Consider the following 17,051-nt stretch of genomic DNA (forward strand, 5'->3'; position numbering starts at 1 on the left):
CTTCCGCATTTTTACTTGCAACTTTCTCAACTTACTTGCGACTTCTACAACTTACTTGCAACTTCTGCAGCCTTTCTTGCCACTTCCGCATTTTTACTTGCGACTCCCTCAACTTACTTGCGACTTCTGCAGATTTTCTTGCGACTTCCGCATTTTTACTTGCAACTTTCTCAACTTACTTGCGACTTTAGCTGCTTTTCTTGCAGCTTCTGCAACTTTACTTGCCACTTCCGCATTTTTACTTGCGACTTTCTCAACTTACTTGCCACTTTAGCAACTTTTCTTGCAACTTCTACAACTTTTCTTGCAACTTCTGCAACTTACTTGCGACTTCTACAACTTACTTGCTACTTCTGCAACTTTTCTTGCAACTTCTACAACTTTTCTTGCAACTTTCTCAACTTACTTGCTACTTCTGCAGCTTTTCTTGCAACTTCTACAACCTTACTTGCAACTTTCTCAACTTACTTGCCACTTCCGCATCTTTACTTGCAACTTCCACATCTTTTCTTGCAACTTCCACATCTTTCCTTGCCATTTCCACAGCTTTCCTTGCAACTTCACAACTTACTCGCAAACTCCCACCACTTTTCTCGCCACCGCTACTCTTTCACCATTCTCCTTATTTACCAACCAACTAGCCTCTCTGTTTTCCTTCCCTCCTTACCATTCCTACTAAACCCACTCTCGTTTTTGTCATTTCTGTGAACGAATATGTGAACATTTTTCAAACAATGAGTGAAGTTTACCGCAAACAATCAAAATTTCATTATGATATATCTATCATTCACCTAAAGGGGACGATCGGAAAAAGAAACCTGTTAAAACCTTTCACAACAATGTTTATCGACGTTTTTCATCATCTAATTACATAGGATGATCATCAAGAAAATAACAATTTTATCTGTTATTCAAGCTTCCTATTTAGCATGCAGCTTATTCCTATTCATCTTATGCAATGATTTTTATCGCTTTTGCGCACAATAAGATTCACAATTTTATTCAAAAAACCAAAAAAAGGAGGAGAAATCCTTGGATATGATTTTTCTATCACGTTTGCAATTTGCTTCAACGACCATTTTCCACTTTCTTTTTGTTCCTATTTCAATCGGTTTAGTATTTATTATCGCAATCATGGAATCTTTTTATGTGAAGACAGGAAATGAAGAATACAAGAAAATGGCTAAATTTTGGGGCAAATTATTTTTAATCAACTTTGTTATCGGAATTGTTACAGGAATTCTTCAAGAATTTCAGTTTGGAATGAACTGGTCTAATTACTCTCGTTTTGTTGGTGATGTTTTCGGTGCACCACTTGCAATTGAAGCATTACTTGCATTCTTTATGGAAAGTACCTTTATCGGATTATGGATATTCGGTTGGGATCGCTTATCGAAAAAAGTACATTTGGCATGTATTTGGTTAACTGCATTTGGAACAACTATTTCTGCCTTCTGGATTCTAGTAGCAAATAGTTTTATGCAACGGCCAGTTGGTTTTGAGATTAATAATGGTCGAGCAGAAATGAATGACTTCTTCGCACTTATTACAAACGGCCAGGTTCTTGTCGAATTCCCTCATACCGTATTTGCCGCATTAGCTACAGGGGCATTCTTAGTATGTGGAATTAGTGCGATTAAATTATTAGGAAAAAAAGATGTAGATTTCTTTAAGAAATCCTTTCAAATCGGTATTACAGTCGCCTTAACTTCTACATTCTTAACACTTGTTGCAGGGCATGCTCAAGCACAATTTTTAGTAGAAACACAACCAATGAAAATGGCTGCTAGTGAAGGATTATGGGAGAACAGTGAAGATCCAGCACCTTGGACTGTTTTTGCCAATATCGATGTAGAAAATAAAGAAAATAGTGCCGAACTAAAGATTCCTTATCTATTGAGCATTCTTTCTTATAACACATTAGATGGAAGTGTGAAAGGGATGAATGAGCTTCAAGCAGAGTATGTTCAGGCATATGGGGACGGTAATTATATTCCTCCAGTCAAAACTACTTTCTGGAGCTTTAGAATAATGGTTGCAGCAGGAGTAGCAATGATTCTCCTCGGCATCTATGGCGTATTTTTAGCATGGAAAAAGAAATTAGTGGCTAAGCCAAATAAATGGTTCTACCGTTTGATGGTTGCAGGGATATCTCTTCCTTTTATTGCAAATACTTCCGGATGGATTATGACGGAGATTGGCAGACAGCCGTGGACTGTTTTCGGATTAATGACAACAGAAGATAGTATTTCTCCAAGTGTTTCAGCAGGTCAAGTATTATTCTCTATTATTGCATTCTGTACGATCTATGCTGTATTAGGTGCAATCATGGTTTATCTATATGTAAAAGTTATTAAAAAAGGGCCATACATGATGGAAAAAGAAGATGCAAAAGTTACGAATGACCCGTTTGCGAAGGAGGGTTTCCATGCTTGAGTTAAATGTCCTTTGGTTTATTTTAGTCGCGGTTTTATTTATCGGATTCTTCTTTTTAGAGGGGTTTGATTTTGGTGTCGGAATGTCAACAAAACTATTAGCAAAAAACGATGTAGAAAAACGGATTCTCATTAATTCGATTGGTCCTTATTGGGACGCTAATGAAGTGTGGTTAATTACTGCAGGAGGTGCCATGTTTGCAGCCTTCCCTCATTGGTATGCTACAATGTTCAGCGGATTTTATACACCACTTGTAGTTGTTTTATTAGCACTGATTGTTCGGGCCACAGGGTTCGAATTCCGTGCAAAAGATAGCCATCCAACATGGAAAAAAACCTGGGATGTTTGTATTTTCTTAGGTAGTTTCCTTCCTCCATTATTATTTGGAGTGGTATTTGCTTGTTTCATGCAAGGTTTGCCAATTGATCAAAATATGGAATTAAAAGCAGGCTTCTTTGATGTTGTAAACTACTATACATTAACAGGCGGTCTTACTGTCCTTGTCCTATGCCTTGTACATGGATTAGTATTTACCACATTACGAACTGTTGGTGATTTACAAGAAAGAGCACGTAACTTAGCACAAAAACTTTTACCTTTACTAGGTATCTTATTAACATTGTTTTCTGCCCTAACGTATATCAAAACAGATATTTTCGAAGAACGTGGCTTAATCCTTTCCTTTATCTTCTCTTTAGGGGTTATTGCCTTTGTAGTTGGTGGATTCTTTATTTCTCGAAAAATGGACGGCTGGGCTTTCGGAATGACTGGTGCAGTTATCACTTTATCCTTTGCCTCTATTTTCATCGGCTTATTCCCTAGAGTAATGGTTAGTTCGATAAGTGATGCTTTTAGCTTAACGATTCAAAACGCAGCTTCCGGTAACTACTCTTTAAAAGTAATGACGATTGTGGCTTTAACTCTTCTGCCTTTTGTTTTAGGCTATCAGATTTGGAGCTATATTGTATTCCGGAAACGTATTACTGAAAAGTCCCATTTAGAATACTAATGGATAAAAATCTATTAAAACTTAATGGAATCAAGCCGATTCTTGTTCTTATTGGAATATTAACAATTGTAGAAGGAGCTGCTATTATTCTGCAGGCCAAATGGCTTGCAGAAATAATAGCCTCTTTATATAACGGAAACACCTTTCAAGAGCAGTATGTAAAAATCATATTGTTCTTATTAGCTTTTTTAGGCAGACACTTCTTGCACACGGTTCAACAAAATATCGCGACATCGTTTGCTAAAAAAACAAGCAAGGAGCTACGTTTTCATTTAATGCAAAAACTATTCGAGCTTGGGCCAAAATACACAAAAAAACAAGGCAGCGGGAACATTGCGACCCTTGTCCTTGAAGGCGTAACTCAATATAGAACCTACTTGGAACTTTTCTTACCAAGAATGCTTGCTACAGGGGTTATTCCTGGCATGATTATTCTATTTGTATATTGGAATGACTGGCTCTCAGGTGTAATCCTAACAGTTACAATGCCGATTTTAATCGTTTTTTTAATACTTGTTGGCATGGCAGCTAGCAGTCAAATGGATCGCCAACTAGCAACATACAAAGTCCTATCCAATCATTTCTTAGACTCATTAAGAGGGTTAGAAACACTTAAATTTTTAGGAAGAAGCAGACAGCACAGTGAAAAAATCGAAAAGGTTAGTGAACAATATCGGGGAGCAACGATGAAAACATTGCGATTAGCGTTTTTATCCTCTTTTTCCTTAGACTTCTTTACGTCCCTTTCTGTTGCAGTTGTTGCTGTTAATTTAGGTTTGCGCTTAATAAATGGTGAATTAGTGTTATTGCCCGCCTTAATGATTCTTATTTTGGCACCAGAATTCTTTCTACCCGTGCGGATGGTTGGAGCAGATTTTCATGCAACATTAGACGGAAAGGAAGCTGGGGAAGCAATTCAACAAATCATTCAAATTCCAACACCTGAACAAGGAACTGGTCCATCCATTTCTCTAGGTGACAAACCATCCCTTGCCTTTCATAACGTTGCATTTCGACACCGTCCAGAGGAAGCAGTAACTTTAAAAAATCTCTCATTTATGATTGATGGATATAAAAAAATTGGCATTGTCGGTGAAAGTGGTGCTGGTAAGTCTACTCTTATTGATCTGCTAAGCGGATTTTCAAACCATTGTAATGGGACCATTTCTTTAAATGGCGATGCTATTCCTAGTCTAATGGCAGATGAATGGAGACAGCTTACTACGTATATCCCACAATCTCCTTATATCTTTAGCATGACATTACGGGAGAATATTGCTTTTTACCATCCAGAAGCTACAGATGAAGAAATTATCCAAGCATTAAAAGCAACTGGTTTATATGATATTTTCACAACCTTCCCTAATGGTCTAGATGAAGTGCTAGGCGATGGGGGAAGGAATTTAAGTGGTGGACAGGAACAAAGAATTGCTTTAGCTAGAGCGTTTTTAACGAATCGAAAAATCATGCTGTTAGATGAACCTACTTCCCATTTAGATATCGAAACTGAATTTGAATTAAAGGAAACGATGCTGCCACTATTTAGCGATAAGCTTGTTTTCCTTGCGACACATCGACTTCACTGGATGAAAGACATGGATTATATCTTTGTTATGAATCAAGGCGAAATTGTAGAAACAGGCACACATGAAGAATTAATGGTAGCCAAAGGTTACTATTATAAGCTATTACAGCAGTAAGGAGGAGCTCAGTTGAATGAAAACAAATGGATTTTCCCATTTCTAAAAGCAAATAAAAGCCGTATTACCTTCATACTTTTTTTGAGTATCCTTGCTTTACTTACAGCTGCGATGCTTACCTTTACGTCTGGCTATCTTATTTCTAAATCAGCCATTCCTGTTGAAAATATTTTGATGGTATATGTGCCGATTGTTGGTGTAAGAACCTTTGGTATTAGCCGAGCTGTGTTTAGCTATTTGGAAAAGTTAGCTGGTCATCATACCGTCCTACGTATTTTATCGAAAATGCGCTTAAAGCTCTACCAAATTTTAGAACCACAGGCTTTATTTTTAAAGAACAGATTTAAAGTAGGCGATATGTTAGGTATTCTTTCTGAAGATATTGAGAAGCTACAAAATATTTATTTGCGGACTATTTTCCCGACTTTTGCAACAATCGTATTGTATATCATTGTTGTCTGTGCGATTGGCATTTTAGATGTTCCTTTCGCTTTCCTTATGGCACTATATTTAGGATTGTTATTATTCTTTTTCCCTGTTCTTTCTTTAGTACTTATGCGCCAAAAACAAAGAGCATTTAAACAAAGAAGAAATGGACTCTATCAAAAACTAACAGATAGTATTTTAGGAATAAGTGATTGGGTGATTAGTGGTCGTTCCAAAAGCTTTATAAAAGAGTACGAAAAAGAGGAAGCGATTGTTGCAAAGATCAATCATCAGCTTGTTCAATTTACTCTTTGGCGCAACTTAGTTTCACAGGCAGTTGCTGCCCTTATTATCCTTTCTCTCGTATTCTGGTCTAGTCAACAATATGTAGAAGGAAATATACCTGTTACCTTAATTGCTGCTATCATTCTTGTTGCCTTACCAATTCTCGATGCTTTTTTAGTCGTATCTGACGCGTTTGAAAAGCTGCCTGCTTATCAAGATTCTCTAGCCAGACTTAGAAAGCTAGAAGTACCTATACAAAAAAAGGCACCTAATCGTGTAGCAATCGAAACGGATCAGGTGGATATTCAGGTAAATCAAGTTTCTTGCCGCTATGATCAAGAGCAAGCATTTTCTCTATCAAATGTAAGCTTGGACATTCCACAAGGAAAAAAAATAGCCGTAATTGGACGAAGTGGTGCTGGTAAGTCGACCTTATTAAAATTAATACAAGGAGTTATCGAGCCAACAGCAGGTAGTGTAACATTTAACGGAGAATCAGCTGCTTCCTTTCAGGCAGATACTTCTTCCATTATTTCTGTACTAAATCAAACACCTCACCTGTTTGCTACGACGCTCCGAAATAATATTTTACTAGGTGTAGAAGAAGCGACAGAGGAAGAACTGGCAAACGCCATTAAATTGGCACAATTAGAGGATTTGGTTTCCTCTTTATCGAACGGCTTGGATACTTTTATGGAGGAAACTGGGCAACGCTTTTCTGGCGGAGAGAGACAAAGAGTAGCATTAGCAAGAATTTTGCTACAAAAAACTCCTATTGTCCTTATGGATGAACCAAATGCGAGTCTTGATCCAAAGACAGAAAAAGCATTACTTAATACAATCTTTTCCTCATTAAATGGAAAAACGTTGATTTGGATTACCCACCATTTAGTAGGTGTGGAAGAAATGGATGAAATCATTTTTATGGATCATGGCGAAATTGTTCTAAGAGGAAGCCACAAAGAACTTCTTGAAACAAGTAGCCGCTATCAAAACCTGTATGCCTTAGACCATCCAGATTTTCATCTATCATAATGGGAGGCGATTTTCTATCGAAGATCGCCTCCCGTTATGAAAAGAAATGGATGAAAACTACTCCGAATAAACGATCGATTCCCTATTTCTTTTAGACCCCAAAGATGTAAGAACAAAATATACTTTTCTGTATATTCAAACTTCTATATTTTTTATATAATAGGAACAAAATCTATTACGACAAAAGAGGAAATATAAATGAAACGAAAGTCTATTGGGATATTCCTTGTTCTAACTGCCGCTATTTCATGGGGAGTTTCTGGCTCTGTAGCACAATTTTTATTCACTCACAAGCAATTTAGCACTGGCTGGCTTGTGTGTATTCGCCTTCTTACTAGCGGTGCTTTACTACTGCTTTATTTAGGCTTAACAAGTAAAACAGACATATGGGGTATTTGGAAAAGAAGAGCTAGCGTGGTAAATATACTTATTTTCGGACTGCTGGGAATGGCTGGAGTTCAGTTTACTTATTTTGCTGCGATAGAAAGCAGCAATGCAGCAACAGCCACGTTATTGCAGTACTTAGCACCTGTCCTTATTATTCTTTATACTGCTCTTATCAGAAAAGCTATCCCTCCCTTTCAGCATATAGTTGGAATCATTACTGCTTTATTAGGGACCTATTTTCTAGTATCTGCTGGGAGTTTTTCGACCATTTCCATTAAACCTGAAGCTTTAGCCTGGGGATTAAGCTCTGCCTTCTTTCTTGCCCTGTACACCTTACAGCCTGCTCAGTTGTTGAAGGAATTCGGCTCTACAGTGGTTGTCGCATGGGGAATGATCCTTGGTGGTTTTGGAATGTCGTTTTTCTATCCGCCTTGGAAGACCGGAGATGGGATATTTACCTTATCTTCTATCCTAGCAATTGTATTTGTCATATTATTTGGTACTTTGATCGCCTTCTTCTGTTATTTAGAAAGCTTAAAGCATTTGGAGGCAGCGGAGACTAGTTTGCTATCATGTGCAGAGCCATTATCCGCAGCATTCCTTGCCGTTATATGGTTAAAGGTTCCATTTAATATATATGAATGGATAGGCGCTTTTTTTATTTTAACCACCATTTTATTGCTTTCTCTTAAACGTAGAAGCACAGAAAGAGAATTAGCAGAGAAGCCGATTTAGTAAAGTTATAGGCTCAAGCACAGAGATTAGTTAAGTGCATGAGCCGAACCATTTCCTCAATGAATAACCTCTTCCACCTTTGCATCTGTAACCTGGATTAACAGCTCAACAGCTATTTCGATTTGAACACCAATCTTTCCGCCACTAACAATGATCGCAGATTGCTTGTCCACACTTTTATCTAAGATGGTTTCATACTTTTTCTTCATACCAATTGGTGAACAGCCTCCCCGAATATAGCCAGTTAACTTTTGAATATCCTTCACTGCAATCATTTCGATTTTTTTAGCCTTTACTACTTTAGCTGCTTTTTTTAAATCAAGCTCTGCTGCAACAGGGATAACAAATACATAAACTCCCGAGCCACCATCTTTCACCACAAGTGTTTTGTACACCATTTCTATTTCTTTGTCAATCTTGCCCGCAACGGAAACGCCGTCAATTTTCCCATCCTTATTGTCATATGTATGAATACTGTATGGAATCTTTTCGGCGTCCAATATTCGCATTGCATTTGTTTTAGTAATAGCCATGTATTCTCTTCCTTTCCCCACTAAGTGTAAATTCTTCCCTTATTAAACCTTATCATAACAAAGTGAAAAGGAGTGTTAAATAATCTCGAACCAATGCAGCTTATTCCTCATATAGTATGGAAAAGTAGAAATTGACTTGTTGGGAGGAAAAAGATGAAACCGACCTATCAAGATGCCCTAGCTTATTTTGGGGTAAGTGGTGCACATCCAGGTGGATTAACGTTAACAAAGTTCTTATTAGAGCAGGAAAATATCACCGAAGAAACAACACTCCTAGATGGCGGCTGTGGTACTGGCCAGACAGCTGCCTATATAAAAAAGAATTACCCTTGTTCTGTAACAGGTATTGACTACCATCCCACTATGGTAAAAAGAGCAAATAAACGTTTTGAAAAAGAGCATATTTCCATCCAATTAGTTCAAGGCAGCTTAGAAAAAATGCCCTTTCCTTCCGATAGTTTCGACATTATATTAGTAGAATCCGTGCTTATTTTTACTAATTGCAAAAACTCTCTTGCCGAAATCAAAAGAGTGCTAAAACCTGGTGGTGTCCTTCTTTTGGTAGAAATGACAGCTGAAAGAGCTCTTTATGCAATGGAACACCAGAATATGTGTGAAGTATATGGGATTGAGAAAGTTTATACAGAAAAGGAATGGATCAATTTGATGAAGGAAGCAGGATTCCCAAAAGTAGAAGTAACGCTTGGCCACTCTGTTTTTTCTCATATGATGACAGGAATGGAACCAGAGGACGAAGCAATCGATACATCTGTGCCTGTTAATATGCAGTTAGAAGGAAAGCTGATGGATCACTCCTATATTCTTTATACGTATGGAAATATAATCGGCTACCGTGTATATCGAGCTAGCCTTTAAGAAGGAAGAGGTTCTCCTATTTAAGAGACCTCTTTTTATTTTCCACCCTCTTGTAATAAAGCTTTATGAATCCAAATAGCTGCTTGTGAACCCTCTCCCATTGCGATTGTAACCTGTTCAGAATGGGCAACTACATCTCCTGCCGCCCAAACCCCATCTATATTCGTCATTTTCGTGCGCGGATTTACGATAATGTGATTATTTGCCATTATTTCAACTCCTAAAGGAACTGCAAGGTCTGATTTTACTTTATTCCCACCAAATGCAATAAAACTAGATTGTGCTTCTATTTTCTTTCCATCCTCTAATTCATAGCCCTTTATTTGGGAATCATCTGCTATCACTTGTTTTATTTTTGCTGTAAAAATAGGAATATTATTTGCGGCCAATTGCTTTTCCAATTTTTCCTCTACCGCTTCTCCCCCATGGTTAATGTATAGAATATCCTTTGTCCAATACATTAAAGTCATTGCCATATTTGCGCCAACATTTCCGTTACCGATTACGATTGTTTTCTTATCCTTTACTTCATAGCCATCACAATCTGGGCATAAATAGACACTTACTCCTAGACAAGGATACAATTCAGGAAAGGGAGGTATATTATCCATTACTCCTGTTGCAATCAAGATTTTTCGAGAACGAATAATATCTGTTTCTGTTTGAGCAGTAAAATAATTCCCTTCTTTTTTTATAGCCATAACAGTACTTTTAATAAACTTTACTCCTAAATTCTCTGCATGTTTTTTTCCTAAGCTTCGCAATTCATCACCACTTATGCCATCTGGATAACCCAATATATTATGATAGCTTTTACATAAAGTAGAGCGACCATCTTCTGCATCGATAATAAGCACTTCATGGTTATATCTTCCTAATTGAATTGCCGCCTGTAATCCAGCAATGCCACCGCCAATAATAATGCAATCAAAAGTTCTGGTCATCTTCATGTCCCTTCTTTCCATTCAATGATTTCTTTAGTTTTTACGGGGAATTGATTCTTATTCTTCCTTCCCTAATCGATAAGGGCGAATTTACATATACAAAGGAAAAAATGGCTATATAAGCGGTTGCCCGAATATATAGCCATTTTTTCTTTTAGTAAATTACTTCTTCTTTGAAGAATTGTGGTAGGTGCTCTTTATGTGCCTCTAGCATTTCATCTAAAATTTGTTTTGCTACTTTATCAGGTGGAAGCAATGGGTTGATTGTCATTGCTAGCAATGCTGTGTGATAATTTCCGGTCACTGCCGCTTCTGCCGACACCCTTTCGAAGGATTTAATTTGTTGAACCAGTCCGCGTACTGCTACAGGTAAATCGCCAATAGCAATTGGCTTTGGTCCATCTCTCGTAATAATACTGCTAATTTCTACTGCTGATTCATCTGGAATACTAGCAATTGCCCCATTATTTATTGTATTCACTGGTTGAATGTCTCTTCTATCGTTATACATCGAATCAATAAGGCTGCAAGCAGCATCACTATAGTATGCTCCTCCTCTTTTTTCTAGCTGCGGTGGTTTTATCGCTAAATTTTCATCTTTATAAAGCTCAAATAGTTCTTTTTCTAATTGCTGAACTACTTCAGCACGAGTACCTTGTTCTGCCGCCTCTTGTAACTCATTTTGAAGCATTTCTGCTTGTTTATAATAATAACGATGATATCCGCAAGGAATAACCCCTAACGCTTTAATAAAATCTGGTTCCCAATCGATGGCTGCAATATTTTTCATCGTATCACTCTTATGCTTCGTCATTTCCTCTAAAAATACTTGCGTAATATTCTTGCCGTCTAAGTATACATTTAGCCCAAATACCATGTGATTTAACCCCGCGAAATCTACATGTACCCGGCTAGATTCTACTTCTAAAAGCTTTGCAACACCCATTTGAATAGAAATCGGCACATTACATAGCCCAATGATTCTCTTCCAGTTGCTATGGCGAAGAACTGCTTCTGTCACCATTCCTGCTGGGTTTGTAAAGTTAATGAGCCAAGCATTTGGACAAAGCTCTTCCATATCCTTTACAATATCCAAAATAACCGGAATTGTTCGTAAACCTTTAAACAATCCTCCTGGACCATTTGTTTCTTGGCCGATTACATTATATTTTAATGGAATTCTTTCGTCTTTTGCACGAGCAGCAAGCAAACCAACACGAAATTGTGTTGTAACAAAATCAGCATCCTTAAGCGCTTCTCTTCGATCTAATGTTAGATGAATATCAATCGGTACTCCAGCCTTTTGCACCATTCTTTTTGCCAAATTCCCTACAATATTTAGCTTTTCTTCCCCTTCAGGAATATCTACTAACCATAGTTCACGAACAGGTAACGAATCATATCTTTTAATAAAACCTTCTACCAATTCAGGTGTGTAGCTCGAACCTCCGCCGATGGTAACAATTTTAACTCCTTTTCTCACAACCGATCGCCTTCTTCCCTTTATTTTTGCAATCCCTTACAAATTTAACAGCCCGCAAGTGTTTTTTCGTATACAACGTTACCTTCTAACCCATTTTAAGTAAATAGAATCAGGATCTTTAGGACTTTTTCACACAGAATGGAACGTGTTCCAAAATAGGAACACTGTGTTTCAATAAAGATTAGAAGGAATATTTTATACAAAAAAGGAGCTGAATAAAGGTCATTTACACCTTATTTAGCCCCTTCTTCCGAGCATGCGCCCTAAATATTAATTGATTGATAACTTCTGAAAACATTAGTCCCATTGCAATGGAACCAGATATTAAACATACCTTCGCTGCAAGACTAACAGCTACATAATAGTCATTCTCTACAAAATGACGCATCGCATTATAGGCTGCTCCTCCGGGTACTAATGGAATAATCCCAGCAACACTAAAAATAATCACTGGAGATTTGTATACTCTAGCAAACAGTTGACTTATAACCGCTACAAGAAAGGAACCCGATAACGCTGCTAGCACCTCATTATGATAAAAAAATACAATTGCCCAATAGGCCATCCATCCAAGCATCCCTATAAACCCACATTGGACTAATAGCTTTCGAGGAATATGAAAGATAATTCCAAAGCCAAATGTCGCAACAAAGCTAGTGATTGCCTGTGCAAAAAATTCACTCATTTCTATTTCCTCTCCTTAAAAAACCAAAAATGCAACAGCAATTCCTGAACCAATAGCTGTAGCGGTTAAAATCGCCTCCGCTCCTTTTGAGATACCAGATACTAAATGTCCAGCCATCAAATCCCTTACTGCATTTGTTATGAGCAAGCCTGGAACAAGAGGCATCACAGACCCAATAATAATCTTATCCACTTCCGAGCCAAATCCAGTCGAAACAGCAAGAAAAGCAACCACTCCAATCACGAAAGCGGCAGAGACTTCAGCAAAGAACTTTATTTGCAAGACTTTGTGAAAATACAAGGAACACAAGAACCCTAGCCCACCTGCTATAAATGCTGGAATAAAATCTCGCCAAACACCATCGAACATGATTAAAAAACAGCCACTTGCAATAGCTGCGGCCATTACTTGAAACAAATCAGAATACGTACATTTTTCATCTTCTACATCTTTCAATAAATGATATGCTTCATTCATGCCTACCGTCCCCGTACTTATTCTACGAGATATATCATTTACTCGAACAACCTTTTCTAAATTAGTAGTTCGCTCAATAATGCGATTTAATTTTGTCTTTGTTGGTTCTTCTCCTTCTAACGATAAGATAATGCCTGTTGGCGTAACAAAGCAATCGGAGTCTTTCACCCCATAAGCAGTAGCAATTCTTGTCATCGTATCTTCCACCCGATGTGTTTCTGCACCATTCTGTAACATTATACTCCCTGCTAATATGCAAATCTCCATAATGTCGTATGTTTTTTCCACCGAAATATATGTCATACTATCTCTCCATTGAAGAAAAGCATTGGCACCACTTTAACAGACAATCGCTGTAAAAATAAAAGATAGCAAACTGGCCATAAAATACAAATAGGAACAGCTATTGTCTACATCTATGTATGAAAGATCAATTACATTTACATGTCATTTGGTGCAAAGCAATTCTCATAAAATTTACATCCAAGTCATTCTATCGGGATGATTTTGTAAAAATAAATGTTGTTCAATGGGCCTACATATACTGCCCTTTTAGTTGGCCTATGCATTTAGCATGCTCCGCAATACTTCATAATATTTTCTATCGAAACGACACTTATCTTTTAGAATAATCGTGTACGCTAAATATACTTTTGGATCTTTATCAACAAATTACAGTTTATATGAAATATGGTTATTTTATCAATATTTGAGCAGAATTAAAATGATGGAATTTTTACAGAGAAGAAAAGGAAGGTGAAAAAAATTTTTTCCAAAATAAAAAGTCCATTATCGTATTAAAATGGACTTAACAAAAGGACATATATTCTTTTCACTAATCGTTCTGAATCCCAAATCTCGCATTAATTTGACCACGAAGCATTTGTTTTTTTATTTTGCGCTCTTCTTCTTCTTTGTTCTTTTTCATAATTTCTTGTCTGATTTCGTGTGTACGAACGCCTTCTTCTCGTTTATTAGCAATCTCTATGAGTCTTTCTACATCGGAGAATGAATATTTTCGATTTCCTCTTTCTGGCCTCTCTGGAAAAATTAATTTTCTTTGTTCATAATATCGAATCTGTCTTTCTGTTAAACCAGTTAGTTCACTTACGACACCAATCGTTATTACCTTTCTTTTCTTATAGGATGGCTCATGATCCATTACATCTCACCTCATGAAGTTAAATATTAATCTCTCTTATTTTAATTATAATACTTTTCAGATAAAACAGAACACTATTTGTTATATTTCCTAACACAAAAATCAAAAAATAGGTAAGATTTCCTTACATTTTTAATGATTTTTTATTTATTTTCCGTTAAAATGCTAAATGTATAAACTATTACTTGAAGTTCTTTGCAAGGAATAGGTATTAGGTATTATTTTTATGAACGGAGAGGAGCCTTCTTACATGATAACCAAAGAAGCAGTTGATTTAGCTAAAAAGATTGTGGAGCTGGATCTTATGAGAGACGAGATTTGGGAACACTTAGCAGAGGTTGCTGGTGAACACGCCCACGAACTTCTTCGAATGGTTCAAAATAGCTAAATAAACTGTATAACCTTCACAATTCATGTTCTTTATATATGGGGTCTCCAAACCAAACAAGGTTTATGAGATCCCCATCTTTTATTTTAGCGTTTTATTTAGACTCGAATCTGCTCCGCATTAAATTTTTCCGCTTCACTTCCATAAACTTCTCCAACCAAGTGATATTTCTTCCTATCTGCTGTTAATAAATCTAACATCATTTTATAAGAATACTTCCATTACTGCAAGTGAACGTTTGAATTTTTTTAATACTCTAACAAAAAAAGGCCATCTATCCTAATTCCCGTAAATGCAGGATTGGAATAGATGACCATTATTAATTAAATACTAACATCTTTCTTTTGGAAAAACCAAAAGGTGATTATCATAAATAGAGCATAATAGATAAATAGGATACCTAAAGAGGCTGGCATCGTTATTGTCTCGATTATTTTGTCCTGGAATAGGAAAATGGTTTGATCCAAATGTGGGAATGGCAATACTTTTAACCAAGCGTATTCTGTCGCTAACATTTGAATAATCTGACCAATTGTTGAGGAAACAAACAACACAAACACCCCGACCCCAACAGCTATCGCCTGATTCTTAAATAATGTGGATAGCATAAAGGACAAGCTTAATACAAGCATTAATCCAGGCAAGTAATAAAGAATCATTTTCAAAAATAGCGTTCCACCATTTGCGATGATTTCACCACTCTGCCCCATAACACGCACATTATCCCCAAAGCTTCCTATGCCAAAGAATGCTATGCTTATCAAGTACCCGACAATCATTAAAAAGACAATTAAACTGGCGGTATAAATTAATACAGCAATATATTTGGACAAGAGAATTCTCCATCGTTTATGTGGTCTAATAAGTAATTGCTTAATTGTTCCATCAGAGAATTCAGAGGATACACTTCCAGCGCAAATAATTACCACAAATAAGGTAATTAAAGATTTCATTCCAATAACCATTCCGTTCATATTTGACCAAGCGGTTGTATAGGGACTAACATCCTTCTCTAAATTAGTTTTATAATCTTGAATGTTCATTTCAATTGATTCTTTTGTATCTTCCCAATCAAAAATCCCTTCACTGTTCATTAATTCTTCTTCCGTCTTCGCTGTAGGCAATTTCTTTTCAAGCTTTGTGATTTCTGACTGGACTGCTGCACGCCAGTCATCCCCTTTATATTGCGGAGTCATTTTCATCTCTAGAACACTTCCACCAATAAGGGCAATTATTAGTATAATAGGGAAAATCCAACTGTTTTTCTTTTCCCAAATCTTGATTAATTCATTTTGTACTAACCCAATCATTTTATCTCCTCCTCTCGCTTCTGATTGGTAATTTCTAAGAAGCGGTCTTCCAACGTTGCTTTTACTACATAAATTCCGTATACAGCAATTTGATTTTCAACAAACAGCTTATTTACTAGCGGAATCGCTTCTTTAGCTACCTTCACGACCAACGCACTATCTTTTCGAGATATGACATCCACTTCCATCCCACTATTTGCAAGCAAATCAACAGCTTTTTCTAGTTCCTCGATTTCAAACGTTACTTCTCTTACACTTACTTCTTCCTCCGAAACTGTTTCGTCCATATTTGAAATATGAATTAACTTCCCTTTCTCAATAATTGCAAACCGATGACACATTAACTGCATTTCCGATAAAAGGTGGGAAGACACTAAAACAGAAATTCCTTCCCTTGCTAATAAATGCAAATAATCTCGAAACTCCCGAATCCCTTGTGGGTCTAACCCATTTGTTGGTTCATCTAAAATCAGAAGAGCTGGTTTATGTAATAATGCCTGTGCTACTCCAAGACGCTGTCTCATGCCCAGCGAATAGGTTTTTACTTTTTGATGGATGGCATTTTCTAATCCTACTAATTTAATAACTTCATTGAAGCGATCTTCGGTTATTGATTCCTTCGCCATCCTGGCATAATGCTTTAGATTCTTATATCCACTCATATATTTATAGAACTCTGGGTTCTCTACAATTGCCCCTAAGCTGCTCATTGCTTCTGAAAAGTTATTATCAAGATTATAATTATCAATAACAACACTACCATTTGTTCTATTAATCAGACTAACAATCATTCGGATAATGGTTGTCTTCCCCGCTCCATTAGGTCCTAACAACCCAAATATTTCTCCTTTTTCAACAGAAAAACTCACATCATCAACAATATTCCTACCTTTGATTCTTTTTGTAAGATTTTTGACTTCCAATGCATTTAAGCTCATCTTTTTCTCCCTTCTATATCATCACTATAAACCTCTTTCACTCCCCATAAAATGTATTACTACACTTTTCTTTTACTAATACGATTTTTACTAGAAAAAGTTTCAATTAATTGAACTTTTTTGGAAAATATTTACCCGCAAAAAGTATTGCCTTTCTCCCACTCTCATTGTAATTTTCCTGAAACCATCTAAAAAAACCGCTCTCCCTTGTTTTTTAAAGGAGAACGGTTGTGGATAAGCTT

Annotated in this window: 16 protein-coding genes; 7 read left to right on the forward strand and 9 right to left on the reverse strand. The window is 36.8% G+C overall.

The genetic code is table 11. The features are described from left to right. Nucleotides 1-436: 436 nt before the first annotated feature. On the reverse strand, nucleotides 437-577 hold the full coding sequence (locus ADJ83_RS25515; protein ID WP_155986750.1) for a hypothetical protein: 141 nt from the start codon (nucleotides 575-577) through the stop codon (nucleotides 437-439). 461 nt (nucleotides 578-1,038) lie between these two features. On the opposite strand from ADJ83_RS25515, the gene ADJ83_RS07515 reads away from it, so the two are divergent. The 5 genes from ADJ83_RS07515 (at nucleotide 1,039) to ADJ83_RS07535 (ending at nucleotide 8,013) form a co-directional block, all read left to right on the forward strand. After that, nucleotides 1,039-2,436 carry a cytochrome ubiquinol oxidase subunit I gene (locus ADJ83_RS07515; protein WP_396953887.1) on the forward strand — a complete coding sequence of 466 codons (1,398 nt, stop codon included), beginning with the start codon at nucleotides 1,039-1,041 and terminating at the stop codon, nucleotides 2,434-2,436. Next, nucleotides 2,429-3,445 (forward strand): cytochrome d ubiquinol oxidase subunit II, encoded by a 1,017-nt coding sequence (cydB, locus tag ADJ83_RS07520; RefSeq protein WP_031537709.1) that lies wholly within the window; start codon nucleotides 2,429-2,431, stop codon nucleotides 3,443-3,445. The genes ADJ83_RS07515 and cydB overlap by 8 nt, the downstream gene beginning before the upstream one ends. Next, on the forward strand, nucleotides 3,445-5,145 hold the full coding sequence (gene cydD / locus ADJ83_RS07525; RefSeq protein ID WP_048717405.1) for a thiol reductant ABC exporter subunit CydD: 1,701 nt from the start codon (nucleotides 3,445-3,447) through the stop codon (nucleotides 5,143-5,145). The genes cydB and cydD overlap by 1 nt, the downstream gene beginning before the upstream one ends. Nucleotides 5,146-5,157: 12 nt before the next feature. Beyond that, nucleotides 5,158-6,891 (forward strand): thiol reductant ABC exporter subunit CydC, encoded by a 1,734-nt coding sequence (cydC, locus tag ADJ83_RS07530; protein WP_048717407.1) that lies wholly within the window; start codon nucleotides 5,158-5,160, stop codon nucleotides 6,889-6,891. A gap of 198 nt (nucleotides 6,892-7,089) precedes the next feature. After that, the gene (locus ADJ83_RS07535) at nucleotides 7,090-8,013 is read left to right on the forward strand and encodes a DMT family transporter (RefSeq protein ID WP_048717409.1); all 924 of its coding nucleotides are present in this window, start codon (nucleotides 7,090-7,092) and stop codon (nucleotides 8,011-8,013) included. Between the two features lie 56 nt (nucleotides 8,014-8,069). On the opposite strand, the gene ybaK is transcribed toward ADJ83_RS07535, so the two are convergent. Beyond that, nucleotides 8,070-8,546 (reverse strand): Cys-tRNA(Pro) deacylase, encoded by a 477-nt coding sequence (gene ybaK / locus ADJ83_RS07540; RefSeq protein WP_048717411.1) that lies wholly within the window; start codon nucleotides 8,544-8,546, stop codon nucleotides 8,070-8,072. Nucleotides 8,547-8,699: 153 nt separating this feature from the next. Here ybaK and ADJ83_RS07545 point away from each other — a divergent pair, with 153 nt between their 5' ends. Continuing rightward, nucleotides 8,700-9,422 carry a class I SAM-dependent methyltransferase gene (locus ADJ83_RS07545; RefSeq protein WP_053094367.1) on the forward strand — a complete coding sequence of 241 codons (723 nt, stop codon included), beginning with the start codon at nucleotides 8,700-8,702 and terminating at the stop codon, nucleotides 9,420-9,422. Between the two features lie 35 nt (nucleotides 9,423-9,457). Here ADJ83_RS07545 and ADJ83_RS07550 read toward each other — a convergent pair whose 3' ends face one another. From ADJ83_RS07550 to ADJ83_RS07570, 5 genes are all read right to left on the reverse strand, one after another. Next, complete coding sequence (locus tag ADJ83_RS07550; RefSeq protein ID WP_048717413.1) at nucleotides 9,458-10,366, reverse strand: NAD(P)/FAD-dependent oxidoreductase; 909 nt, start codon at nucleotides 10,364-10,366, stop codon at nucleotides 9,458-9,460. Between the two features lie 154 nt (nucleotides 10,367-10,520). Continuing rightward, nucleotides 10,521-11,849 carry a 6-phospho-beta-glucosidase gene (locus ADJ83_RS07555; protein WP_048717415.1) on the reverse strand — a complete coding sequence of 443 codons (1,329 nt, stop codon included), beginning with the start codon at nucleotides 11,847-11,849 and terminating at the stop codon, nucleotides 10,521-10,523. A 226-nt stretch (nucleotides 11,850-12,075) separates the two neighbouring features. After that, nucleotides 12,076-12,534 carry a threonine/serine exporter family protein gene (locus tag ADJ83_RS07560; RefSeq protein WP_031537695.1) on the reverse strand — a complete coding sequence of 153 codons (459 nt, stop codon included), beginning with the start codon at nucleotides 12,532-12,534 and terminating at the stop codon, nucleotides 12,076-12,078. A gap of 15 nt (nucleotides 12,535-12,549) precedes the next feature. Then, nucleotides 12,550-13,314, reverse strand: coding sequence for a threonine/serine exporter family protein (locus ADJ83_RS07565; RefSeq protein WP_048717417.1), 765 nt, complete (start codon nucleotides 13,312-13,314; stop codon nucleotides 12,550-12,552). A 532-nt stretch (nucleotides 13,315-13,846) separates the two neighbouring features. Beyond that, entirely contained in the window at nucleotides 13,847-14,173 is a 327-nt protein-coding gene (locus ADJ83_RS07570) for a MerR family transcriptional regulator (protein ID WP_016202571.1), read from the reverse strand. 250 nt (nucleotides 14,174-14,423) lie between these two features. Between ADJ83_RS07570 and ADJ83_RS25810 the strand changes: the two genes are divergently transcribed. Continuing rightward, the gene (locus tag ADJ83_RS25810) at nucleotides 14,424-14,561 is read left to right on the forward strand and encodes a hypothetical protein (RefSeq protein ID WP_192840934.1); all 138 of its coding nucleotides are present in this window, start codon (nucleotides 14,424-14,426) and stop codon (nucleotides 14,559-14,561) included. A gap of 323 nt (nucleotides 14,562-14,884) precedes the next feature. Here ADJ83_RS25810 and ADJ83_RS07575 read toward each other — a convergent pair whose 3' ends face one another. Beyond that, a complete protein-coding gene (locus tag ADJ83_RS07575; protein ID WP_048717420.1) occupies nucleotides 14,885-15,871 on the reverse strand; it encodes an ABC transporter permease in 987 nt (328 codons plus the stop codon). Continuing rightward, nucleotides 15,868-16,809: an ABC transporter ATP-binding protein gene (locus tag ADJ83_RS07580; protein WP_031537690.1), complete on the reverse strand. Its 942-nt coding sequence runs from the start codon at nucleotides 16,807-16,809 to the stop codon at nucleotides 15,868-15,870. Before ADJ83_RS07580 ends, ADJ83_RS07575 begins: the two co-directional genes overlap by 4 nt. Nucleotides 16,810-17,051: the final 242 nt, after the last annotated feature.

The sequence above is a fragment of the Bacillus sp. 522_BSPC genome (genome assembly GCF_001076885.1).
In the GTDB taxonomy this organism is placed as follows: domain Bacteria; phylum Bacillota; class Bacilli; order Bacillales; family Cytobacillaceae; genus Niallia; species Niallia hominis.